This is a genomic window from Mesorhizobium sp. WSM4884 (assembly GCF_029625675.1).
Classification (GTDB): Bacteria; Pseudomonadota; Alphaproteobacteria; order Rhizobiales; family Rhizobiaceae; genus Mesorhizobium.
The window spans coordinates 133734-158353 of the sequence record NZ_JARTVO010000001.1; the positions used below are offsets into that span (position 1 = coordinate 133734).

16 protein-coding genes are annotated in these 24620 nt (G+C 63.8%); 13 read left to right on the forward strand and 3 right to left on the reverse strand.

Annotated elements, in window-relative coordinates; all coding sequences use genetic code 11:
* The 5 genes from P9236_RS00565 to P9236_RS00585 all read left to right on the forward strand — a co-directional run bounded on the left by P9236_RS00565 (position 1) and on the right by P9236_RS00585 (position 12682).
* Positions 1-6054 carry a translocation/assembly module TamB domain-containing protein gene (locus tag P9236_RS00565; RefSeq protein ID WP_278072663.1) on the forward strand — a complete coding sequence of 2018 codons (6054 nt, stop codon included), beginning with the start codon at positions 1-3 and terminating at the stop codon, positions 6052-6054.
* Positions 6055-6330: 276 nt separating this feature from the next.
* Positions 6331-7989 carry an ABC transporter substrate-binding protein gene (locus tag P9236_RS00570; RefSeq protein ID WP_278072664.1) on the forward strand — a complete coding sequence of 553 codons (1659 nt, stop codon included), beginning with the start codon at positions 6331-6333 and terminating at the stop codon, positions 7987-7989.
* A 148-nt stretch (positions 7990-8137) separates the two neighbouring features.
* Entirely contained in the window at positions 8138-9172 is a 1035-nt protein-coding gene (locus P9236_RS00575) for an ABC transporter permease (protein ID WP_278072665.1), read from the forward strand.
* A 12-nt stretch (positions 9173-9184) separates the two neighbouring features.
* Positions 9185-10342: an ABC transporter permease gene (locus P9236_RS00580; RefSeq protein ID WP_278072666.1), complete on the forward strand. Its 1158-nt coding sequence runs from the start codon at positions 9185-9187 to the stop codon at positions 10340-10342.
* Positions 10343-10471: 129 nt separating this feature from the next.
* Entirely contained in the window at positions 10472-12682 is a 2211-nt protein-coding gene (locus P9236_RS00585) for an ABC transporter ATP-binding protein (protein WP_278072667.1), read from the forward strand.
* Positions 12683-12720: 38 nt separating this feature from the next.
* Here P9236_RS00585 and P9236_RS00590 read toward each other — a convergent pair whose 3' ends face one another.
* A complete protein-coding gene (locus P9236_RS00590) occupies positions 12721-13311 on the reverse strand; it encodes a hypothetical protein (protein ID WP_278072668.1) in 591 nt (196 codons plus the stop codon).
* A gap of 212 nt (positions 13312-13523) precedes the next feature.
* On the opposite strand from P9236_RS00590, the gene P9236_RS00595 reads away from it, so the two are divergent.
* Together P9236_RS00595 and P9236_RS00600 are read left to right on the forward strand one after the other, a co-directional pair.
* The gene (locus tag P9236_RS00595) at positions 13524-15062 is read left to right on the forward strand and encodes a trimethylamine methyltransferase family protein (RefSeq protein WP_278072669.1); all 1539 of its coding nucleotides are present in this window, start codon (positions 13524-13526) and stop codon (positions 15060-15062) included.
* A gap of 240 nt (positions 15063-15302) precedes the next feature.
* Positions 15303-17729 (forward strand): FAD-dependent oxidoreductase, encoded by a 2427-nt coding sequence (locus P9236_RS00600; RefSeq protein WP_278072670.1) that lies wholly within the window; start codon positions 15303-15305, stop codon positions 17727-17729.
* Between the two features lie 21 nt (positions 17730-17750).
* Here the strand turns inward: P9236_RS00600 and P9236_RS00605 are convergent, their stop codons facing one another.
* Positions 17751-18149, reverse strand: coding sequence for a DoxX family protein (locus P9236_RS00605; RefSeq protein ID WP_278072671.1), 399 nt, complete (start codon positions 18147-18149; stop codon positions 17751-17753).
* 197 nt (positions 18150-18346) lie between these two features.
* Between P9236_RS00605 and P9236_RS00610 the strand changes: the two genes are divergently transcribed.
* Entirely contained in the window at positions 18347-18835 is a 489-nt protein-coding gene (locus P9236_RS00610; RefSeq protein ID WP_278072672.1) for a hypothetical protein, read from the forward strand.
* Positions 18836-18871: 36 nt separating this feature from the next.
* Here the strand turns inward: P9236_RS00610 and P9236_RS00615 are convergent, their stop codons facing one another.
* Positions 18872-19648 carry a VOC family protein gene (locus P9236_RS00615; protein ID WP_278072673.1) on the reverse strand — a complete coding sequence of 259 codons (777 nt, stop codon included), beginning with the start codon at positions 19646-19648 and terminating at the stop codon, positions 18872-18874.
* A gap of 280 nt (positions 19649-19928) precedes the next feature.
* Between P9236_RS00615 and P9236_RS00620 the strand changes: the two genes are divergently transcribed.
* The 5 genes from P9236_RS00620 to P9236_RS00640 all read left to right on the forward strand — a co-directional run bounded on the left by P9236_RS00620 (position 19929) and on the right by P9236_RS00640 (position 24590).
* On the forward strand, positions 19929-20663 hold the full coding sequence (locus tag P9236_RS00620; RefSeq protein WP_278072674.1) for a gamma-glutamylcyclotransferase: 735 nt from the start codon (positions 19929-19931) through the stop codon (positions 20661-20663).
* Positions 20664-20776: 113 nt separating this feature from the next.
* The gene (locus P9236_RS00625) at positions 20777-22141 is read left to right on the forward strand and encodes an NAD(P)-dependent oxidoreductase (RefSeq protein WP_278072675.1); all 1365 of its coding nucleotides are present in this window, start codon (positions 20777-20779) and stop codon (positions 22139-22141) included.
* Between the two features lie 2 nt (positions 22142-22143).
* Complete coding sequence (gene preA, locus P9236_RS00630; RefSeq protein WP_278072676.1) at positions 22144-23457, forward strand: NAD-dependent dihydropyrimidine dehydrogenase subunit PreA; 1314 nt, start codon at positions 22144-22146, stop codon at positions 23455-23457.
* 114 nt (positions 23458-23571) lie between these two features.
* Positions 23572-24090: an Rrf2 family transcriptional regulator gene (locus P9236_RS00635; protein ID WP_278072677.1), complete on the forward strand. Its 519-nt coding sequence runs from the start codon at positions 23572-23574 to the stop codon at positions 24088-24090.
* A gap of 41 nt (positions 24091-24131) precedes the next feature.
* Positions 24132-24590, forward strand: a complete 459-nt coding sequence (locus tag P9236_RS00640) for a carboxymuconolactone decarboxylase family protein (protein WP_278072678.1) — start codon at positions 24132-24134, stop codon at positions 24588-24590.
* Positions 24591-24620: the final 30 nt, after the last annotated feature.

Below are 24620 nucleotides of genomic sequence, written 5' to 3' on the forward strand. Positions count from 1 at the left end.
ATGAAGATATTCTGGCGTATCCTTCGCATCTGCCTTTACGCGCTGCTCCTGTTGCTGGTGGTGGCGATCGGCGTGCTCGTCGTTCTGACCGGGACCGAAGGCGGCCGGCAAAATCTCGCCGGCATGATTTCGAAAATGGCCTCCACCGAGGACCGCAAGGTCACCGTCAGCGGCATCGAAGGCATATGGTCCGGCGCGTTGCGGGTCGATCATGTCGTGCTGGAGGATCGCGCCGGACCCTGGCTGGTGGCGCGCAAGGTGGCGCTCGACTGGTCGCCGACGGCGCTCTTGTCACGCAATTTCAACGCCGATCGGATCGCCGCCGAGCGCATCGAGCTGGCGCGGCTGCCGCAAGCCGGCCAGCGGGCTTCTCAGGGCGGTTCGAACAGCCTGCCGGTTTCGGTCGATGTCAAGCAGATCGACCTGCCCGAGATCGCGCTCGGGCAGCAGCTTGCCGGCAGCGGCATTGCCGAACTTGCCGCCAAGGGTTCGCTGAAAGCCGACGCATCGCCGTTGGCGATCGAGACGGTGCTCAACGTCGCCCGCCACGATGGCAAGCAAGGCAATGTCGACGCCAAGGTCCATTTCGCGCCGGCCGACAATAAGCTCGACCTCGATCTCAAGGCGTCGGAGCCGGCGGGCGGGATCATCGCCAACCTGCTCAAGCTGCCCGATGCGCCACCCGTCGACATCGTCGTTTCCGGTACCGGGCCGCTCGCCAATTGGAGCGGCATCGGCACCTTCGTCGTCGACCGCCAGATCATCACCCAGCTCACCGGGCGCCATCAGCTCAGCGACAAGGGCCACTATATCGAAGCCAAGGGCGACGGCGAATTCGAGCGCTTCCTGCCGGAAAAGTTCAAGTCGCTGTTCGCAGGCAAGACGAGCTTCGACATCGCCGGCACGGCGTCCACGGCCGGTGGGGTCGATATCGAGCGCGCCACTATAGAGAGCGACACCGTGCATGGCACGGCGACCGGCAATGTCGATCCGAAAGGCGCCAGCGACCTTGCCGTCGAGCTTTCAGCCAAGGGCAAGCCAGTCACCATCGATGTCGGCAATAGCGCCGTGCCGATCCTGATCGCGGTCCAGAAGGCGACCGCACGCGCCTTTGGCGATGGCAAGGCGCCGATGGTCGATGTCGGCACCTCGCTGGCCTCGATCGCTGTCGGCGGCACGCAGCTCAACAATGTGACGGGAGAGATCCATTCCGATGGCTTCGATGTCGAGACCCTTGGTGGTCCGGTCAGCGTCAAGCTCGCCGCCGCCGGCCTGAAAACCGACGTGGCGACGCTGGCGCCGCTGGTGACGGGCAAGCTCGCCGCCGATCTTTCAGGCACGGTCAGCCGCGATAACGTGACCATCGACAAGGGCACGTTGCGCAGCGATGCGCTCAATGCGGCGCTGACGGCCGGTGTCTCGCTCGCCGATCTGTCGATGACGCTGAAGATGAACGCCGACGCCGTATCGACGGCGCTGCCGCCGCAGATCAGCTCGCTGCTTGGCGAGCGGGTGAAATTCTCGGCCACCGCGACCCGCGATCCGCAAGGCGCGTTCGCGGCCAATTCGCTGGAGATTACCTCCGGCTCGCTCAGCGCCAGCGGCACCGGCAGCATGCAAGGCTCGGACATTCAGGCCAACGTCAAGGGCGCGCTGGGCGACGTCTCGCCGCTGTCGTCGCTTGCCGGCACGCCGCTCGCCGGCGGGATCAATTTCGCGCTGACCGCGAGCGGGCCGCGCTGGGCGCCGGACTTTTCGATTTCAGCCGACAGCGCCAGCCTGACGGCGGCTGGCCGGACGGTGAAGGACATCAAGCTCTCCACGAAGGGCAAGGCCGACATCGCCAACCCTTCGGCCGATGTTTCACTGACGGGCAGCGTGGAGGAGCAGCCGCTCGACATCAGCGCCTCGCTGGTGACCGCCGACGGCAAGCGCTCGATCAGGGGGCTCAGCCTGGCGCTCGGCGACAACAAGGTTTCGGGCGATCTCGCGCTCGACGATCAGTATCTGCCGCTCGGCACGCTGACGCTTGCGGTTCCCAATATCGGGCCGCTGGCGGCCCTCGGCGGGCAATCGGCGACCGGCGATGTCAACGGCACGATCGCCTTCGCCAAGGATGGCGGGGCTCCGACCGTCACCGTCAACGCGGCAAGCACCTCGATCGCGCGCGGCGACCTGGCGGCAAAGACCATTACCGTCAACGCGCTGATCGCCAACTATCTCAAGGGACCGGCGATCGCGGGCACGATCAAGGCCGACAGCGTGACTTCCGGGAGCACGGTGATCAGCGGCATCGGCATCGATCTGAAGCGCGACGGCGATTGGACCAACTTTGCCGGCGGCGCGACGGCGTCGGGCATTCCGGCCACCGCCGCCGGCCGCGTGAAGATCGCCGGCGGCAAGACCAGCGTCGAGATCGCGTCCGGCGAAGCGACCGTGCGCGGCATCGAGGCGGCGATCGCCGAGCCGTCGAGCCTTTCGATCGCCAACGGCGTCACCACCGTCGAGAAGCTCGCACTCAATCTCGGCGGCGGCACGGCGACCGTTTCAGGCAGTGCTGGTCAGATCCTCGACCTGACCGCCAATTTGGCCAATCTGACGGCGGCGCTCGCCAATGATTTCATGCCTGGCCTCGATGCGGCTGGAACGCTGGAGGGCACGGCGCATGTCACGGGTCCGTCGGCCAACCCCGATGTCCGGTTCAATGCCAAGCTCGCCAGTGCGGAGACCGCCCAGACCCGTCAGATCGGGCTTGGGCCGCTCGATCTCGACGCCGCTGGCAGCGTCTCGACGTCGGGCGGCCTCGTCGTCGACCGAGCGACGCTTTCCGGCGACAAGATCTCGGGCAGGGCCGCCGGCACCATCAATCCGAACGGCGCCAGCGATTTCTCGCTCGACCTCAACTCGAACGGCCCGAGTCTGCCGCTCAAATTCGGCACCGCCGCAAGCCCCGTCGATCTGGAATTGCAGACCGTTTCGGTGAAGGCCGCGGGGCAAGACGCGACGCCGCGCCTCGATATCTCGGCCACACTGCCCTCCGTTACGGCCAACCACATCAAGGTGGAGGGCTTGGCGTTGGCGCTGCATTCCGACGGGTTCGACGTCAAGAGCCGGACAGGCCCCGTCTCCGGTATGGTCGCGGCCGACAAGATCGATCTCGACAACCCAACGGTTGCGCCGCTGGTCGCCGGCAAGGTCACGGCGAAAGTCGCCGGCAGCCTTGCTCCCGACGCGATCACCATCAATAGCGGCTCGGCGACCAGCGGCGCGGTCGACGGCGCCTTCAATGGCAGAGTGTCGTTTGCCGACGGCTCCGTCGGTTTGACGGTCAAGGCGGACGTGCTTTCGGCGGCGTTGCCGGCGGTGGTGCGCGGCGTGCTTGCCGAGCGCACGCAGCTTAGTGCCACGACACAGCGCGACGCCAAGGGCAACGTCAGCGTCGGTCCGGTGAAAGTCGCATCGGGAGCGTTCACCGCAGACGGGCAGGCGAGCATCGCCGACAACACGCTGAGCGCCGCCATCAAGGGCGCGCTGGCGGATATTTCTCTGCTGTCGAAGGACGCCAAGGGCGCTATCACCTTCGCGCTCAATGCGCAGGGCGCGCCTGCGGCGCCGGACCTGTCCGTGACGGTGAACAGCGACCGGCTTTCGGTGGCGGCGCGCGAGATCACCGGGCTGAAGCTGATCGCGACCGGCAAGGCCGATGCTGCCAATCCGGCGGCCAATGTGCAACTGACCGGCAATGTCGCCGGGCAGCCGCTGCAGGGCAGCGCGGTGCTTGCCACCACCAACGGCAAGAGCGCGATCAACGGGCTTCTGCTGTCGCTGGGATCAAGCAAGATCTCCGGCGATCTGGCGCTCGACCAGGCTTTCGTGCCGGTGGGCACCGTGTCACTCGACCTGCCCGACATCGGGCCGCTGGCGGCGCTGGCACTGGAAAAGGCGGAAGGCGACGTGCGCGGCACGATCGCATTCGCGAAAACCGACAGCGGACCGAATGTCACCGTCAAGGCGAACACGGCGGCGATCAAGCGCGGCGACCTCTCGGCCAAGAACGTCGCCGTCGATGCCCAGATCGCAAACTATCTCGCGGCGCCCGTCATTTCCGGCACGATCCGCGCCGAGAGCGTGATCTCGGGCGGCACCGCCGTCACCGGCATCGACGTTGGCTTGAAGCGCGACGGCGACTGGACGGGCTTTTCCGGAGGCGCCACCGTGAAGAACATTCCGGCGAGGGCGGCTGGCCGGGTGAAAATGGCGAACGGCACGACGACCATCGAGCTCGCGTCGGGCCAGGCGACGGTGCAAGGCATCAAGGCCGCGATCGCGCAGGCCTCGACCGTGACCATAGCCAACGGCGCGACGACGCTCGACCGGCTGGTGCTCAATTTCGGCGGCGGCACGGCAACCGTGACGGGCAAGGTCGCCCAGACGCTCGACATCAACGCCAATCTGGCCAGGGTGCCGGTTTCGCTCGCCAACAGTTTTTCGCCCGGCCTCGATGCGGCAGGCTCGATCTCGGGCACGGTGAAGGTGTCCGGCGCGCCGGCCATGCCGGCGGTCGCCTTCAAGATCGACGCTTCGGGGGTGCAGACCTCGCAAACGCGCGGCGCCGGACTCGGCGGCATCAACGTCGCGTCGTCCGGAACCTTTGCCGGCAACAAGCTCGCCTTCGATGCCGCCATCAGCGACAGCGCTGGCCTTGGGCTGAAGGGCGGCGGCACGGTGACGACGGCAGGTGGGCCCACATTGGCGCTCGACTTCAACGGCAAGGTGCCGTTTTCTTTCCTTGCCGCCAAGCTTGCAGCGCAAGGCCTGGCGCTCAATGGCACCGCCAATGTCGACGTGCAGGTGCGCGGTCCCGCATCGTCGCCGGTGATCAGCGGCAAAGTCACGACATCCGGCGCACGCCTTATCGACGCCCGTTCCGGGCTTGCGGTCAACGACATCGCGGCCGACGTCTCGATCGGCGGCGGCGTTGCCAGGATCAATCGCCTGACCGGCACTTTGTCGACGCGCGGCAGCCTTTCGGCCAGCGGCACGGTCGGCATTGCCCCGGCGCAAGGCTTCCCGGCCGATCTGTCGATAAAACTCACCGATGGCCGCTATACCGACGGCAGGGTGGTGACCGCGAATCTCGGCGGCGACCTGACCATCAAGGGGCCGCTCGTTTCGGCGCCGGTGATCGCCGGCACCATCAATCTGGCGAGGACGGTCATCACCGTTCCGGAAAAGCTGCCGGGCTCGCTCTCGGCGCTCGACGTCAAGCATAAGAATGCGCCGCGTGCGGTGCGGGCGCAGGACAGGGCGCTGAACCCGCCGACGTCGAGCGGCAGCGGCAAGGGCGGCAGCGGGCTTACCCTCGACGTGACGGTCAACGCGCCGAACCAGATCTTCATCCAGGGCAGGGGCCTGGACGCCGAACTCGGCGGATCACTCAAGCTGACTGGCCCGGCGTCCGCACCGCAAGCGGTCGGCACCTTCACGCTGCAGCGCGGGCGGCTGACGATCCTGGCCAAGCGGCTGACCTTCACCGAAGGCACGGTTGGCTTCCAGGGTTCGCTGGTGCCTTACCTCAACATGACGGCGACCACGACGACGAGCAGCGCCACCGTCACAATTGTCGTTACGGGTGAAGCGACCAATCCGAAGTTCACTTTCTCCTCCGTGCCCGCGCTGCCTCAAGACGAGGTCCTGGCACAGCTCATCTTCGGTCAATCCATGTCCAAACTGTCACCGCTGCAGATCGCGCAACTGGCGCAAGCCGCCGCGCAGCTCGCAGGGGTCGGCGGCTCGACCTCACTGCTCGAGAACCTGCAAAGCGCCATCGGCGTCGACAATCTCGACGTGACGACGGACGAAAAAGGCGGTACCGCGGTTTCCGCCGGCAAGTACCTCAACGACCGCACCTATGTAACGATCCAGAAGGGCGACAAACCAGGCTCCGGCAAGGCGACGATCGACCTCAATGTCGGGCGCGGGGTGAAGCTTCGCGGCGAAGCCAACGACGCGGGCGAAGCCAAGGGCGGCGTCTTTTACGAACGCGAATATTGACCACGCGGCGCATGCCCTCGGCGGGCCAGAGAGGACTTTTGCCGCGTGCGCGAGGCCCTTATCCGCCTAAAATGTCTTGATTTAATCCGCTCGTCGATTTTTTCAGAAATGTGCGGTGCACTAACAAATTTGCGTCATGACTGTCGTTATCGCGCGAACCGGCCTCATTCCAAAGTTGCACATTCGCCACCATGTTCCCAGTCCACACCGTGTTTTGACATCACGGTCCGGATGCGGAATGTTAAAAGGCAGAAAGCCAAACAATGGGAGTTAGTCATGGCAATCTACAAAAGTAACGGTGACCGCGTTCCGGACCACATCCTGGCAATGGCCGAACAGGCCAAGTCGGGCGAGGTGGACCGCCGTGAATTCCTGGCCTTGGCCACCGTCTTCGGCGCGTCGACGGCAATGGCCTACGGCATGCTCGGCCTCGCCGCTCCGACGCCGGCCAAGGCCGAGGACGTGCAAGGCAAGAAGGGCGGCGTGCTGAAGGTCGCCATGTCGATCAAGGATCCGAAGGATCCGCGTACCGCGGACTGGTCAGAGATTGCCAACGCCGAGCGCCAGGCGCTCGAGCCATTGGTTAAGTACACGAAAGAGTACACTTTCGCGCCATACCTGCTGGCAAGCTGGGACATCAACGACGACGCCACCGAATACACGCTGCATGTGCGGCCGGGCGTCGAATGGAACAACGGCGACAAGTTCACCGCCGACGACGTCATCTACAATTTCACCCGCTGGGCCGACAAGGGAGCGGAAGGCAACTCAATGCCGGGTCGCCTCGGCAGCCTGGTCGACGACAAGACCAAGAAGCTGCGTGACGGCTCCGTCGTCAAGGTCGACGACATGACGGTCAAGCTCAAGCTGAGCAAGCCCGACATCGCCATTATCCCGAACCTGTGCGACTATCCGGCACTGGTCGTGCACAAAACCTTCGACGAGAAGGGCGCCAACTTCAAGAACTGCCCGATCGGCACCGGCCCGTTCGAGCTCGTCTCCTACGATGTCGGCCAGAAGGTGGTCTATAAGCGTCGCGAGACCGGCAAGTGGTGGCAGGGCGAGGCTTTCCTCGATGGCGTCGAGTTCATCGATTACGGCACCGATCCGGCGGCGACGGTTTCGGCCTTCGAATCCGGCGAAGTCCAGACCAACCACGAAACGACCGCCGACTACATCAAGATCATCGCTGATGTCGGCGCGCCCGTTTCGGAAGTGGTGACCGCCGCCACCGTAGTGTCGCGCTTCAACGTCACCCACAAGCCCTATGACAACCAGAAGGTTCGTCAGGCGATGTTGCTTGCCGTCGACAACGCCACCGTGCTGCAGCTCGGCTACGGCAATGCCGGCACGCCGGCAGAAAACCACCACGTTGCGCCGATCCATCCGGAGTATGTCAAGCTGCCGGAGGTAAAACGCGATATCGCCAAGGCCAAGCAGATGCTGACGGAAGCCGGCGTGATGGATTTCGAGCACGAGCTGATCAGCAACGACGAGGACTACCACAAGAACACCACGGACGCGATCGCCGCGCAGCTGCGCGAGGCCGGCATCAAGGTGAAGCGCACCGTGCTGCCGAGCTCGACCTTCTGGAACGACTGGACGAAATATCCGTTCTCGGAAACCAACTGGAACATGCGCCCGCTGGGCATCCAGGTCATCGCCATCGCCTATCGCTCCGGCGAGGCCTGGAACGAGACGGCCTACGCCAATCCGGACTTCGACAAGAAGGTGAACGAGGCGCTCGGGATCGCCGATGCCGAGAAGCGCAAGGTGGTGATGAAGGATATCGAGCAGACCCTGCAGGATTCCGGCATCATCATCCAGCCGTACTGGCGCAAGCTCTACATCAACATCAAGCCCGAGGTGAAGAACCACTCGATGCACCCCACCTACGAGCACGACTTCGGCAAGGTCTGGCTCGATCAGGCGTGATCCTTTGCGATGAATACGAGGGGCGCCAGCCCCTCGTATTTGCAGCTTCGTCGCCGTTGCGTATTGTGCAGCGGTGGCGGGGCCTCACAATGTTTCCGACATAGGGTTGAACGTATCTGACCCCAACCCGGCCGGCAGGGGGGCACGCATGTTCTCATTCATCGCCAGACGCATCGGCACTATCCTGCTCACGATGCTGTGCCTGACGCTGGTCGTCTTCTTCCTCGTCAATCTCGAACCCAATCTGAAGAAACTGGCGATCAGCCAGACCGAGATGCATACTTCGGCCGACCAGCTCGAAAGCTGGCTGGTCAACCATGGCTACCGGCAGAACTTCTTTTCGCGCTACGGCCAGTGGCTGGGCATCCTGCCGAAGCAGCCGATAACGGATCCGGCGACCGGAAAGACGACGCAACGCTTCACTTTTTGCAATGACCCGACCGTGCCGACCTTCTCCGGAGTGCTCGAAGGCGATTTCGGCTGTTCGACCAAATTCAAGACGACGGTCGCGGCCAAGCTCTTCCCGGCGCTCGGCGCGACCGGCGTACTGATGTTCTGGGTGCTGGCGCTCATGGTGCCGGTTTCGCTGCTGATCGGCATCCTGGCAGGGATGCGCGAAGGCTCGCGCACCGACCGGACGTTGTCCGTCGCCTCGATCGCCTCGACGGCGACGCCCGAATATGTGTCGGGCGTCATCTTTACCGTCATCTTCGCGTCGTGGCTCGGCTGGCTGAACGGCTCGGCCGCCTCCGCCAGCCAGGGCATCACCTTCTACAATTTCACCCTGCCGGTGATCACGCTGGCGATCTACGGCACCGGCTATATCGCGCGCATGACGCGCGCCTCGATGGTCGAGGTGATGACGCAGCAATATATCCGCACCGCGCGCCTCAAAGGCCTGTCGTTCAGCGGCGTGGTGGTCAAGCATGCGCTGCGCAACGCGCTGATTGCGCCCTTCACCGTCATCATGCTGCAGTTCCCGTGGCTGCTCACCGGCGTCGTCATCGTCGAGGTGATGTTCCGCTACCAGGGTTTTGGCTACACGCTGGTCGAGGCCGCGGGCAACAACGATATCGACCTTCTGCTCGGCTGCTCGCTGGTCTCGGTGTTCATCGTGCTGATCACGCAGCTCATCTCCGATGTCGGTTACGCGTTCCTCAATCCGCGCATCAGGGTTCAATAGGGGGCAGGGCGGATGCAGACCGAATATATCAGCGCCTTCGATGTCGTGGTCGGCGTGCTCTGGCGCTTCTGGCCGGTGTGGGTCGCCCTCGTCGTGGTGATGGGCGTCAGCTTTGCTTACAAGAAGAAGCTCGGCCTCTACGGCCAGCTCTTCGACAGCGGCGTCGGCATCGCCGGCGTCGGCATCTGCCTGTTCTGGCTGTTCACGGCAATCTTCGCCTCGACCATCTCGCCCTTCGATCCGCTGGCGCAGGTGTCGATCATGAAGGACACGCTGCCCGGCGCGATCGAGCCGACCTCGAAGCTCGTCTATTATTTCGGCGGCGACAAGCTTGCCCGCGACGTGTTCTCGCGCATGGTCTACGGCAGCCAGATCGTGCTGATCATCGCGCCGGCCGCGACCGGCTTCGCGCTGATGGTCGGCATCACGCTCGGCCTGCCGGCCGGTTATTACGGCGGCAAGATCGACACGGTGCTGTCGTTCCTCGCCAATCTGGTGCTGGCCTTCCCGGTGATCCTTTTGTTCTACCTCCTGGTGACGCCGGGCATCATGGACACGCCGATCCCCTATGCGATGGCCGGACTGTTCTTCCTGTTCCCGATCATCTTCTTCTGCGTGCTGTTCTGGACCCGCTACAAGAACCGGCCGGACCGCCTCTACATCCTGCTCGGCGTCACGCTTGTCGTCGGCGGCTGGATCTATGCGGGCCTGGTCTTCGATAAGGACCCGCTGAAGATCGTGCACATCGATCCCAACCAGCTCAACATCTTCGTGGCGGTGGTGTTCGCGTCCAGTCCCGGTGTGTTCCGCATCGTGCGCGGGCTGACCATGGACATCAAGACGCGCGACTATGTGGCGGCGGCGCAGACGCGCGGTGAATCGCCCTGGTACATCATGCTATGGGAAATCCTGCCCAACGCACGCGGACCGCTGATCGTCGATGCCTGCTTGCGTATCGGCTACACGACGATCCTGCTCGGCACGCTTGGCTATTTCGGCCTGGGCCTGGCGCCTGAAAGTCCCGACTGGGGGACCGCGATCAAGGATGCGAGCCGGCTGCTGCGCTCCTTCATCCATCCGGCGCTGCCGCCGACGATCGCGCTGATGTCGTTCGTGCTGGGGCTGAACCTTCTGGCGGACTCGCTGCGCGAACAGTCGATGAAGGATTGATGGCAGGGCCTTAGGCCCTAGTTGCCCGGAGCATGATCCCCGAACCGAAGGTCAGCGTAGCAAAAAGGTGGTACCCTGGTTTTCGGACAAGATCATGCTCTAACAAAAGACCAAGGATTGGAGCGACCCATGAACGAGGCAGTTCGAGATCCGGCCAAGCCCTCCAACGGGCCAATCATCGAGATCGAGAACCTGTCGATCTCCTTCTTCACCCGCAAGGGCGAGATCCCGGCGGTGATGGACTTTTCCTGCACGGTCATGCCCGGTGAGGCGATGGGCATCGTCGGTGAATCCGGCTGCGGCAAGTCCACCGTGTCGCTCGGCATCATGCGGGATCTCTCCAACATCGGAAAGATCGTCGGCGGGCGGATCAAGTTCCAGGGCAGGGACATGGGCGAGATGCCCGAGGAGGAGCTTCGCGCTATCCGCGGCAACAAGATCGCCATGATCTACCAGGAGCCGATGGCGAGCCTCAATCCGGCAATGAAGATCGGCCAGCAATTGATGGAAGTGCCGCTGATCCACGACAAGGTGTCGAAGGACGAGGCCTACAAAAGAGCGCTCGACATGGTGCGCGCGGTGAAGCTGCCGGACCCGGAGCGCATGATGCGCTCCTATCCGCATCAGCTTTCCGGCGGCCAGCAGCAGCGCATCGTCATCGCCATGGCGCTCTTGTCGAAGCCGGCGCTGCTTTTGCTCGACGAGCCGACGACGGCACTCGACGTCACAGTCGAGGCCGGCATCGTGGAATTGGTCAAGGGGCTCGGCGAGAAGTTCGGCACCTCGATGATTTTCGTGTCGCACAATCTCGGCCTCATCCTCGAGACCTGCGACAAGATCACGGTGATGTATTCGGGCGAGGCGGTCGAGACCGGCAAGATCGAGGACGTCTTCGACCGGATGCGCCACCCCTATACGCAAGGGCTGTTCCGCTCAATCCCACTGCCAGGCGCCGACAAGAATTCGCGACCGCTGATCTCCATTCCCGGGCAGTTGCCGCTGCCGCATGAGCGGCCGAGGGGCTGCAATTTCGGGCCGCGCTGCCACCATTTCGTCGAGGGCGTCTGCAACGCCGCCGAAATCCCGATGGTTCCGGTGGAAGGGCATGAAGGCCATTTCTCGCGCTGTGTGCGCTTCAACGAGATCGACTGGGAGGCGTTGCCGCCTGGCGCCAAGAAGGTCAACGAAAAGGTCGAGCCCGGCGCGCCGGTGCTCAAGATCGACGACCTCAAGAAATACTACAAGGTCGGCGGCAGCGAGGTGTTCGGCTCCAGCGAAGGCCGCGTCGTCAAGGCCAACGAGACGATTTCGTTCACCGCGCGCGAATCCGAGACGGTCGCGATCGTCGGCGAGTCCGGCTGCGGGAAGTCGACGCTCGCCAAGGTGCTTCTGGGGCTCGAGACCGCGAGCTCGGGGACGGTGACGCTGGGCAACAAAGAGATTCAGTCGACCGGCATCGAGAGCCGCAATGTCGAGACCGTGTCTTCGATCCAGATGGTATTCCAGAACCCGTTCGACACGCTGAACCCCAGCCATACGGTAGGCTCGCAGATCATCCGCACGCTGGAGAAGTTCAACGTCGGCAGGACGGTGGCCGAGCGGCGCAAGCGCATGCTGGAGCTGCTCGACCTGGTGAAGCTGCCGCGGGCCTTCGAGACCCGCAAGCCACGCCAGCTCTCTGGCGGCCAGAAGCAGCGCATCGGCGTGGCGCGCGCCTTCGCCGGCGACGCCAAGGTGGTGGTGGCCGACGAGCCGGTCTCGGCGCTCGACGTCTCGGTGCAGGCGGCGGTGACCGAGCTTTTGATGGACATCCAGCGCAAGAACAAGACGACGATGCTGTTCATCAGCCACGACCTGTCGGTGGTGCGCTATATCGCCGACCGCGTCGTGGTCATGTATCTCGGCTACATCGTCGAACAGGGCACGACGGATCAGATATTTTCGCCGCCCTACCATCCCTATACCGAAGCGCTGCTCTCGGCGATCCCGATCGCCGACACCAGCGTGGTCAAGAAGCACATCGTGCTCGAAGGCGACATCCCGTCGGCAATGAACCCGCCGACCGGCTGTCCGTTCCAGACACGCTGCGGCTACAAGAAGCTGGTGCCGGACAATCTGTGCGAGACCAAGGTACCGCCGATAAAGAATCTCGGCGACGGCCATATGAGCCTGTGCTGGCTGGCCGACGATGTGCTGGCCAAGATGGAGCCGGTCATCAAATTCGACAAGGAGCACGCCGCGCATGAGGGCGTGCCGGATGACGCGCCGCACGGCGCTGGTCCGGGCTTTGCCGGTACACCTCCGAAGCGTCCGCGCGGAAAGAAGCCGAAGCCGAACTAATTTAAGGGCGTGGCGCCGACATCAGTTCCGCGCCACGGTTAGCTTCCGCACTGCCGCAACTGCGTGGCGTAGTCGCGGGCCATCTGGTCGGTGGCGCGCGCGTAGTTCTGTACGCCGGCGTCGCCGCGATTGCCGCGGCCGTAGGCCGACCAGCCGAGATAGTAGGCGAGATAGAGATTGTAGGTGTCGTTGCGGGCGACGCCGAAGGTGTCGGCGGTCTTGGAATGATACCAGCCGACGAAATCGATGGCATCGGCGAAACGGCTGCGGTGCGCTCCCCAGTTGCCGGTCTCCATCTGATATTGTGACCAGGTGCCGTCGAGCGCCTGCGAGTAGCCCGCGGCAGTGGAGACGTGCTTCCAGGGAATGAAGCCGAGCAGCTTGGTGCGCGGCGGCCGGGCATTGCTCTTGAAGCCGGACTCCTTGCGCACCGTCGCCATCAGCACCGGGACGGGAATGCCGTATTTCCGCTCGGTGCGTTCGGCGGCGGACTGCCAGTTGTCGAACCAGCCGTCGTTCTGGTCGAAGACGGCACAGACATTGTTGATATGGCTGGGCGCCGTCGCGCAGGCCGAAAGCGCCAGCAGCACAAAGACAGCGACAATTTTACTAAAACTCGACCTAGGCATCGGAAGACGAATAGGCCGAAATCATAAAAGGAGTCTTTCGAGCTTCCTTAACGCCGGCCGTAGCGCGCCGATCTTTGGCTCTATCGATATTTCGTCCGGATGCGTCGCATTTCTCTCCATCGATTTTGAAAAATGCCGCCTTGGCTAAAATCACGCCGGCAAATGGCGAATTCCTGACAGCCCATGGGCCACGTCGGCGTTCTGATGCGCGCATGACCGAACCAAGACGAAAACGCGGCGCCGAGCGAACCAGCAACCGGGGGCTATCCACCATTCCGCAGTTGCCACTAAGGCGCGTGACGAATCCCTACCCGCCGATGGCTCTGCTTTCGGCTGACCAGATCGAAGCCATCCATCAGGCGTCGATGCACATCCTGGAAAATTTCGGCATCGAGGTGATGAGCAAGAGGGCGCTCGCCCTGTTCGAACGCGCCGGCGCCAAGGTCGATCACAGCTCGATGAATGTGCGCGTCGATCGCGGCATGGTCGACGGGGCGCTGAAGACGACGCGTGCCAGCTACACGCTTAGGCCGCGCAACCCGGCGCGCGCCATTCATCTCGGCGGCAACACCATCAACTTCACGCTGGTCGCCGGGCCGCCCAATGTGCACGACATGGAGCGCGGCCGCCGTGCCGGCAACCTCGCCGACTATTGCGACCTCATCCGACTGGCGCAGCATTTCAACTGCATCCACATGCTCGGCAACCAGGTCTGCGCGCCGATCGAGCTACCGGCGAATTCGCGTCATCTCGACACCTATTTCGCCAACCTGACGCTGACCGACAAATGCTTCCATGTCTCGGCGATCGGCCGGGGCAGGGCGCTGGACGGCATCGAGATGATGGCGATTGCGCGCGGACTGACACTGGAGCAGTTGGGCGAGGATCCCGGCGTCACCACCATCATCTCGGTCAACTCGCCGCGCCGCTTCGACGAGATGATGGCCGAAGGGCTGATGGCCATGGTCGAGTTCGGCCAGTCGGTGGCAGTGACGCCGTTCACGCTGATGGGCGCGATGAGCCCGGTGACGCTCGCCGGCGCGTTGGCGCAGCAGAACGCCGAAGCACTGTTCGGCATCGTGCTGACGCAACTCGTGCGGCCGGGCGCGCCGGTGATGTACGGCGCCTTCACCTCCAATGTCGACATGAAGTCCGGCGCACCGGCCTTCGGCACGCCGGAGAACACAAAAGCAAACATCGCCTCGGGGCAATTGGCGCGGCGCTACAATCTGCCGTACCGCACGACGCCCGGCTCCGCCTCCAATGCCGCCGACGCGCAAGGCGCGTACGAGACGCTGATGGCGTTGTGGGGCGCTGTGCTCGGCCATGGCAATCTCGTCTACCACGCCGCAGGTTGGCAGGAGGGCGGGCTGACGGCGTCGTTCGAGAAGCTCATCATCGACGTCGAGATGGTGCAGCACATGATGGAATTCCTGCGGCCGATCGTGGTCGACGAGGGCGAGTTGGCCGTTGAAGCGCTAGGCGCCGTGCCGACGGGCGGCCATTTTTTCGGCGAGCCGCACACGCTGGAGCGCTATGCCACCGCCTTCTACCAGCCGATGCTTTCCAACTGGCAAAATTACGAAGCCTGGCAGGAGGCCGGCGCGCTCGACGCGACGGCCCGCGCGACGCGGCTATGGAAGAAAGCGCTGGAGGAATATGTCCAGCCGGCCATGGATCCTGGCGTGCGCGAGGCCCTCGAAGCCTATGTCGCGCGCCGCAAGGAAGCGATCGGGCAGGGCGAGCCGTGATGGTTTTGGAATGCTGGCGCCGCCCCTCATCCGCCCGTCCTCCGCAGCAGCTGCGCTGCAGCCGCCGAGGGTGGACCGGCATCTTCTCCCCATGAACGACGGGGAGAAGGGAAGCGCTCTAGCGCTGGTGCCCCCTCTCCCCGTAAGGGTGAGGGGCAGCGCCGACTTTGAAGAGAGATAACTGCCTCCCAACCTGAATCTACTCATTCATCCAACTCACTGAAATGACGAGAAGAACCCATGAAATCGCATGCAAAGGTCGTGGTCATCGGCGGCGGTGTCGTCGGATGCTCGGTGCTGTTCCATCTCGCCCGCCACGGCTGGACCGACGTCGTGCTTCTGGAGCGCGATGAGCTGACTTCGGGCTCGACCTGGCACGCGGCCGGCGGCATGCACACCATCAATGGCGACCCCAACGTCGCCAAGCTGCAGAAATACACGATCTCGCTCTACAAGGAGATCGAGGAGCTTTCCGGCCAGGCGACCGGCGTGCATCTGACCGGCGGCGTGCTTTTGGCCGCGACCGAGGCGCGGCTCGACTGGCTGCGCGGCGTCGTCTCCAAAGGCCGTTATCTCGGCATCGATCTCGAAGTGATCTCGCCGAACGAAGCGGCCGAGCTGATGCCGCTGCTCGACCCGAAACAATTCGTCGGCGCGGTGCGCAACAAGGAGGACGGCCATCTCGACCCGTCCGGCGTGACGCATGCTTACGCCAAGGCCGCGCGCAAGCTCGGCGCCGAGGTCGAGCGCTTCACCAAGGTCGAGGACATCGTGCGCCGGCCGGATGGGTTGTGGCGCGTCATTACCAACAAGGGCGAGGTGATTTGCGAGCATGTGGTGAATGCCGGCGGACTGTGGGCGCGTGAGGTCGGCCGCATGGTCGGGCTGGAGCTGCCGGTGCTGGCGATGGAGCACATGTACCTGATTACCGAGGACATGCCGGAGGTCGCCGACTGGAACAGGAAGACCGGCACGGAGATCATCCATGCGGTCGACTTCGACGGCGAGCTCTATCTGCGCCAGGAGCGCGGCGGCATGCTGATGGGCACCTATGAGAAGGCGAACAAGCCGTGGTCCGAATTCCAGACGCCTTGGAATTTCGGCCATGAGCTGCTGGAACCGGACATCGACCGCATCGCGCCTTCGCTGGAGGTCGGCTTCCGCCATTTCCCGGCCTTCCAGAAGACCGGCATCAAGCAGATCATCAACGGCCCCTTCACCTTCGCGCCGGACGGCAATCCGCTGGTCGGGCCGGTGCGCGGCCTTCCGGGCTTCTGGGTTGCCTGCGGCGTCATGGCGGGCTTCAGCCAAGGCGGCGGCGTCGGGCTGGCGCTCTCCAACTGGATGATCGAGGGCGATCCCGGCGCCGACATCTGGGCGATGGACGTGGCGCGCTACGGCGACTGGGCGACGATGGCCTACACCAATGCCAAGGTGCGCGAGAACTATTCGCGGCGCTTCTCGATCCGTTTCCCGAACGAGGAACTGCCCGCGGGGCGTCCGCTCAAGACGTCACCGGTCTATGACACGCTGTCGGCCAAGGGCGCGCAGTGGGGCGTCGCCTACGGGCTGGAAGTGCCGTTGTGGTACGCGCCCGAAGGCGTCAAGGACGAGTTCTCGTGGCGGCGTTCGAGCGACTTCGACCATGTCGCGAGCGAGGTTGCGGCCGTCCGTGGCAGCGTCGGCCTGTCGGAGATTTCGAGCTTCGCCAAATACAGGGTGACGGGCGAAGGCGCCGCAGCCTGGCTCGACCGCATGCTCGCCTGCAAGCTGCCCAAGCCCGGCCGCATGACGCTGGCGCCGATGCTGAAGCAGGACGGCAAGCTGATCGGAGATTTCACGCTCGCCAATGTCGAAGATGGCGAATGGTTCATCGCCGGCTCAGGCATCGCCGAGCAGTACCACATGCGCTGGTTCGAGGCGCATCTGCCCAAGGACGGCTCGGTGCGCGTCGAGGCGCTGGGGCAGAAGCTCACCGGACTCGCCATCGCCGGGCCGAAGGCGAGGGAGGTGCTGGCCAAGGTCACCCGCGCCGACGTCAACAATGCTGCCTTCCCCTTCATGGCGGTCGCCAGGATGGATATCGGCATGGCGCCGTGTCTCGTCGGCCGCGTGAGCTATACGGGCGATCTCGGCTACGAGATCTGGGTGGAGCCGGAATATCAGCGCGCCGCCTACCAGGCGCTGATCAAGGCAGGCGAGGAACTCGGGATCGGGCTGTTCGGCTCGCGCGCGCTCAACGCGCTCAGGCTGGAGAAGAATTACGGCTCATGGGCGCGCGAGTACCGGCCGATCTATGGGCCGGTCGAGGCTGGGCTCGACCGTTTCGTCGATTATGGCAAGGAGGCCGATTTCATCGGCAAGGAAGCGGCGCTCGCCGAACGCAAGCAGGGCGGCAAGCTCCGATTGCGCGCCTTCATCGTCGAGGCTCACGATGCCGATGTCATCGGCGACGAGGCGATCTGGCATGACGGCGTCGTGCGTGGCTGGGTTACCTCGGGCGGCTATGCTCACCATTCGAAGAAATCGGTCGCAATGGGTTATGTGCCGAAGGAGATCGCCGACACGCCGGACGGCTTCGAGATCGAAATCCTGGGCAAGCGCCATGCGGCGCGCATTCAGGCAGCGCCGCTGTTCGACGCCAATTTCGAACGGATGCGCGCCTGAGACCGGGCGCGCATCTTGCCATCACGTGTTGGCGCTGTCGCGATTGTCCAGCGCGAAGGAGCCCGGGCCGGCAAAGAACAGATAGAGGAAGACGAAGCAGAACAGGATGGCTGCGTCGCCGCCATTGTTGGCTGGGAAGAAGTTGCGCGGCATGTGCGCCATGAAATAGGCAACCGCCATCTCACCGCTGAGCAGGAACGCCACCGGGCGCGTGAAGAGCCCCAGTGCGAGCAGGACGCCGCCGGCAAACTCGAGAATCCCGGACGTCAGCGCAAGCCCGGTCAGGGCCTCGGCATGGGCGCCGGGAGGAAAATTGAACAGTTTCTGGGTGCCGTGCTCGATGAACTGCAACGCAGTCATGATGCGAAGCACGCCCAGCACCTGCGGACGGTATTCGGCAAGGCTTTCGAAAAGCTTCATGCGAAACTCCATTTACCCCCGGGGCCGGCCATAAATTATCGCCCGGCAATGGACCACTCACTTCCCTTGGCCTGCCATCAACAATCGGTGAGTGGAATGGTTTCACTCTCTCGTTTTTTGTTCTCGCTATGGTTGCATTTCTGTCCCTCTGGTTGTATTGACATGCCGGTGATCAAACCATGCGAGTTTTCTGTGCCATGAAGAAAATCGTCGTCAGCCTATTCGTACTCCTTGCAGGTACCAGCTTCGCCATGGCCGGCGACGCCGGCTGCGATGCCTTCAAATGGCCGGTCACACGCGAGCAGGCCCTGTTTCCGGAAGCGCCGGCCGCGCAGTCCGGCGCTGCCTTGACAGTCGGACAAGCGGTGGATTTGTCACTCGCGGCGGTCGACACGATCAGCTTTGAGGTGCCGCCGCAACGCGCACCGGCAGCCGGCTCGTTCGGTGCGACGGCAAGCGTGACCGTGCCACCGGAGGGCGAGCTCCAGTTCAGCCTGTCCGATGAAGCCTGGATCGATGTCGTGCAGGACGGCCATTCCGTGAAGTCGACGGGTTTCAGCGGCGTGAAGACCTGTCCGGGAATTCGCAAGAGCGTGCGCTTCAAACTTTCCGCCGGTCCGGCTACCGTGCAGCTCAGCGGCGCCAAGAAGGCCGATCTCAAAGTGGCGGTGCTGACGCCGGAGTGAGCCGGCGCCAACTGATCGAACGGAACTGATTTGCGCCTATCGCCCAGGCGCCAGCAGCGCGAAATGCGCGCCTTGCGGATCCTGGCATTGGACGACCCACTGCGCGCTCGGCACTTCCATCGGTCCCATCAGGACTTTGCCGCCATTGTCGGTGACGCGCTTGGCCGCGGCATCAATGGCATCGACGTTGAAATAGAACAGCCAGACCGGCACCGGAATCTGCGACGGCTTGTTCATCATGCCGCCGCCCGATTCCGGCCCTGCGGTGAAGGTCTTGTAGATGCCCATCTCGCCCATGTCGAACTCGCCGGCGCTCTCCCAGCCGAACTGGCCCGCATAGAAGTCGAACGCCGCTTTCCAGTCCGAGGTGTAGAGTTCGTGCCAGCCGATATGGCCGGGCGTGATGGCAGGCACCGGCGGCTGCTCAGGCTGGTTGGGCTGCAGGAACATGAAGGTCGCGCCCTGCGGGTCGGCAACCACGGCGAAGCGGCCGACTTCCGGGATGTCATCCGGCGGGCGATGGACGGTGCCGCCGGCCTCCTGCAGCGCCTTCGTCGAGGCGTCCACATCCTTGGTGTAGATGTAGCCGAGCCAGGCGGGCGGCATGCCCATCTTGGCGGCATCCTCCGGCATGGTCATCAACCCGCCGACGCCGCGCACGGCCGAATTCATCACGATATAGCGAGGCATGCCCGGCGCTTTCGCAAAGGGCTCAGCCTTCCAGCCGACGACGGCGGTATAGAAGGCCTCGGCGGCGTCGAGGTCGGTGGTCATCAGTTCGTACCAGAAGAAGGGTTTTGGGGAATTCGGCATGGTCGGTCTCCTCACCGGTTCAGGCAGCGATCGCGGTCCGATCCATCCTAGGACGATCTCGGCGACAGAAATCCGACATCTGGACCAGAAATCGCAAACGGCAAGGCGCCACAAATGCATGTCGCCCAAAAGTGCGCGCGGTTTTGGGCCGCACGACATGCATCAAAACAAAGATTTAAAGCGCGTCGCCGAATCCGTTTCCGCGCGACGCGGTTTGGTCCGCAATCTTGCGCGCCGCGCGGTTTTCGACTTTGCTGGCGTCAAAGAGGGGCTGTTTTCCATGCGTCGAATGTCGCTCACGCCCGAGCTCGTCGCTCTGTGCCACCGGGAGGAGGTCGATCCGGGCCCGAGCGGGGAATGGACACAGTTGAACGACGACGATTTCCGGGCGCTTGCCTTGCGCCTGTCGGGCGAAGCCGACGAGGGGCCGCTCTGGGTGTTCGCCTATGGCTCGTTGATCTGGAAGCCGGCCTTCGAGTCCGTCGAGCAGTGGCGCGCCTCGGCCCATGGCTGGCATCGGTCCTTCTGCCTGGACCTTGTGCGCTGGAGAGGCAGCGCCGAGCAGCCGGGGCTGATGATGGCGCTCGAGCGCGGCGGGTGCTGCGACGGCGTGATCTACCGTCTGCCCGATGGCGAGAAGCCGGCCCAGATCGAGAGGCTGCTGCGGCGTGAAATCGACGATCACGAGGCTGTCAGCTCCGTCAGGTGGGTTCCGGTACGCACGGCACAAGGATCGTTGCGGGCGCTGGGCTTCTGGGTTGGAGTGACGGGCAGGGGGACGTCGCTCAGGCAGCCACTCGAGAGGGTAGCAAAGATACTGGCACGCGCCTGCGGCCATGTCGGCTCCGGCGCCGAGTATCTCTACAACACCGTCAGCCACCTCGAGACATTCGGCATCCATGACCGCAATCTGTGGCGACTGCAGCAGCTGGTCGCCGACGAGATCAGATCGCTCCATGGCCACAGGATCGCAAGCGGCGAACCGTCGGAGACAGCAGTCTCTGCTATAATATGACTACGATTATCAAGTTTTTATCCAGCCATTACAGTGACTTGGCAGAAAATTGACCAATTGATAAAAAAATAAAACGTGCTAGCCTTCCCCAAAACAAGACAAGGGGAACTGGAATGGCGACTGGTCATTTCATCGAAGGCATCGCCGGCGGCCGGCTGTCGGCCGAGCAATATGCCGACAATTTTTCCGACCTGCATCCGCCGCTCGATCATCACGAGGCGCTGGTCGAGGCGGATCGCTGCTACTTCTGCTACGACGCGCCGTGCATGAATGCGTGCCCGACCTCGATCGACATACCGATGTTCATCCGGCAGATCGCGACCGGCAATCCGCTGGGCTCGGCAAAGACCATCTTCGACCAGAACATCCTCGGCGGCATGTGCGCCCGCGTCTGCCCGACCGAGACGCTCTGCGAAGAGGTCTGCGTGCGCGAGGTGGCGGAAGGCAAGCCGGTGCAGATCGGCCGGCTGCAGCGCTATGCGACCGACGTCGCGATGGACGAGGACAAGCAGTTCTACAAGCGCGCCGAACCGACCGGAAAAACAGTCGCCGTGGTCGGCGCCGGACCTTCGGGTCTCGCGGCGGCGCATGGTCTCGCCCGTCACGGTCATGACGTCACCATCCTCGAAGCGCGGCCGAAGGCCGGCGGTCTCAACGAATACGGCATCGCCGCCTATAAGAGCGTCGACGATTTCGCCCAGGCGGAAGTCGACTATGTCACCGCTATCGGCGGCATCGACATCCAGAACGGCAAGGCGCTCGGCCGCGACTTCCAACTGGCCGACCTGATCCGCAACTACGACGCTGTGTTCCTCGGCCTTGGGCTTGGCGGCGTCAATGCGCTCAGAGCCGACGGCGAGGACGCCGACGGCGTCGCCAACGCCGTCGAGTTCATCGCCGAGCTCAGGCAGGCGAGCGATCTTGGTAGCCTGCCGGTTGGTCGGCGCGTCGTGGTCATCGGCGGCGGCATGACGGCGATCGACGCCGCGGTGCAGTCGAAGCTGCTCGGCGCCGAGGAGGTGACGATCTGCTACCGGCGCGGGCAGGAGCACATGAACGCCTCCGGTTTCGAACAGGATCTGGCCGCCGCCAATGGCGTTACCATCCGCCACTGGCTGCAGCCGAAGCGCGTCATCGCCGAGAACGGCAAGGTGTCGGCGATCGAGCTCGAATATACCGCGATCGATGGCGACAAGCTTGCCGGCACCGGCGAACGGCTGACACTTGCCGCCGATCAGGTGTTCAAAGCGATCGGCCAGAGTTTCACGCCGGCGGTGCTCAACGGCAGCGTCGCATCGATCGAGATCGAGGGCGGCCGCATCAAGGTCGACGCGGAAGGCCGCACCTCGCTGGCGAAAGTCTGGGCAGGCGGCGACTGCATCTTCGGTGGCGACGACCTGACGGTCTCGGCCGTGGCTCAAGGGCGCGACGCCGCCGAATCCATCCACCGGGCGCTGACCTCTAACGGGAGGGCATGAGCATGGCAGACATCCGCAACACCTTCGTCGGCATCAAGTCGCCCAATCCGTTCTGGCTGGCCTCGGCGCCCCCGACTGACAAGGCCTACAATGTCGAGCGCGCCTTCAAGGCCGGCTGGGGCGGCGTGGTCTGGAAGACGCTGGGCGAGGAGGGGCCGCCTGTCGTCAACGTCAACGGCCCGCGCTACGGCGCGATCTGGGGCGCCGACCGCCGCCTGCTCGGCTTGAACAATATCGAGCTGATCACCGACCGCGACCTGCAGACCAATCTGCGCGAGATGAAGCAGGTGAAGATGAATTGGCCGGACCGGGCGCTGGTTGCCTCGATCATGGTGCCGTGCGTCGAGGAAAGCTGGAAGGCGATCCTGCCGCTAGTCGAGGAGACCGGCGCGGACGGTATCGAGCTCAATTTCGGTTGCCCGCATGGCATGAGCGAGCGCGGCATGGGCTCGGCTGTGGGCCAAGTGCCGGAATATATCGAGATGGTGGTGCGCTGGTGCAAGCAGTACACGCGCATGCCCGTCATCACCAAGCTGACGCCGAACATCACCGATATCCGCAAGCCGGCCCGCGCGGCCAAGGCCGGCGGCACCGACGCGGTGTCGCTGATCAACACCATCAATTCGATTACGGGCGTCGACCTCGACAGTTTCGCGCCGCAGCCGACCATCGACGGCAAGGGCTCGCATGGCGGCTATTGCGGCCCGGCTGTCAAGCCGATCGCCATGAACATGGTGGCCGAGATCGCGCGCGATCCGGAGACTCGCGGCCTGCCGATCTCCGGCATCGGCGGCATCACCACCTGGCGGGACGCCGCCGAATTCATGGCGCTCGGCGCAGGCAATGTGCAGGTCTGCACGGCGGCGATGACCTATGGCTTCAAGATCGTGCAGGAAATGATCGCGGGCCTTGAGAACTGGATGGACGAGAAAGGCCACGCCTCGCTCTCCGACATCATCGGCCGCGCCACGCCCAACGTCACCGACTGGCAGTATCTCAACCTCAACTATGTCGCCAAGGCGCATATCGACCAGGATGCCTGCATCAAGTGCGGGCGCTGCCACATCGCCTGCGAGGATACCTCGCATCAGGCGATCACCAGCATGGTCGACGGTGTCAGGCATTTCGAGGTGATCGAGGCGGAATGCGTCGGCTGCAATCTTTGCGTCAATGTCTGCCCGGTGGAAGGCTGCATCACGATGGAGCCGCTGGCCGCCGGTTCGGTGGATCAGCGCACGGGCAAGCCGGTGTCGCCGGTCTACGCCAACTGGACGACGCATCCGAACAATCCGATGGCCAAGGTGGCGGCGGAGTAGGGGAGACCGCCAACCGAACAAAAAACGGCGCCTTCCGACGCCGTTTTTTGTTGGTGTTGTTGCGGATAAAAATTATCCATGATAAATATTATCCATGAATAGGAATGGCAAACCATGAAGCTGGGAGAGGGCGTCGAAGCGGCGATCCACTGCGCCGCCATGCTTGCCGGCGTCGACGGCAACAGCACCATGTCGGGCGCCGCCATGGCCGAGGCTTTCGGCCTGTCGCCGAGCTATCTCTTGAAGCATCTCAATCAACTTACGACGGCGCGCATCTTGGAATCGGTGCCGGGACCTGCCGGCGGCTATCGGCTGGCGCGGCCGGCCGAGCGCATCACGCTGCTCGATATCGTGCTTGCGGTCGAGGGCAGGGAGCCTGCCTTTCGTTGCGGTGAGATCCGCCAGCGCGGCCCTGTCAAGCTCGACGCCTCGGCCTATGTGAAGCCCTGCGGCATCAATGCCGCGATGCTGAAGGCCGAGCGCGCCTATCGGGCAGCGCTCGCCGAAGTGAAGCTGTCCGACATCGTGGCCGAATACGCTGCCGAAGGCGATCCGCGATCCTATGCCGCGAGCTGCGCCTTCGTCGAGCGCCACCAGCGGCAGCAGAAATCCGCTTCATCCAAGCAGATCTAGACCCACCTCCAAACCCACCCAAGAACCTGGAAGGAAAGACAATGAAACAGAGGCTGCAGTTCTTCGCCAAGGCGCCGGAGATCATGAAGGCGGTCATGGCGCTCAACAAAGCCGTCGAGGAGTGTGGGCTGGAGGCAAGCCTGATGCACCTCGTCAAGCTCAGGGCTTCGCAGATCAATGGCTGTTCCTATTGCGTCGAGATGCATAGCCGCGAAGCGAGGCTGGACGGCGAGACCGAGACCCGACTCTATCTGGTCGCGGCCTGGAGGGAATCGCCGCTGTTTTCCGAGCGCGAGCGCGCCGCGTTGGCCTGGACTGAAAAGGTAACGAACATTTCCGACAACGGCGTTCCGGACGATCTCTACGCCAGCACGCTGGAGCAGTTCTCGGAAGAGGAACTGGTCAAGCTGACGGTGGTGATCGGCATGATCAACACCTGGAACCGGCTCTGCGTGTCCTTCCACGCCATTCATCCGATGCCGACCGCCAAGGCCGCGTGAACATTTGTCGCCGCGCGGGTCTTGTAAGAG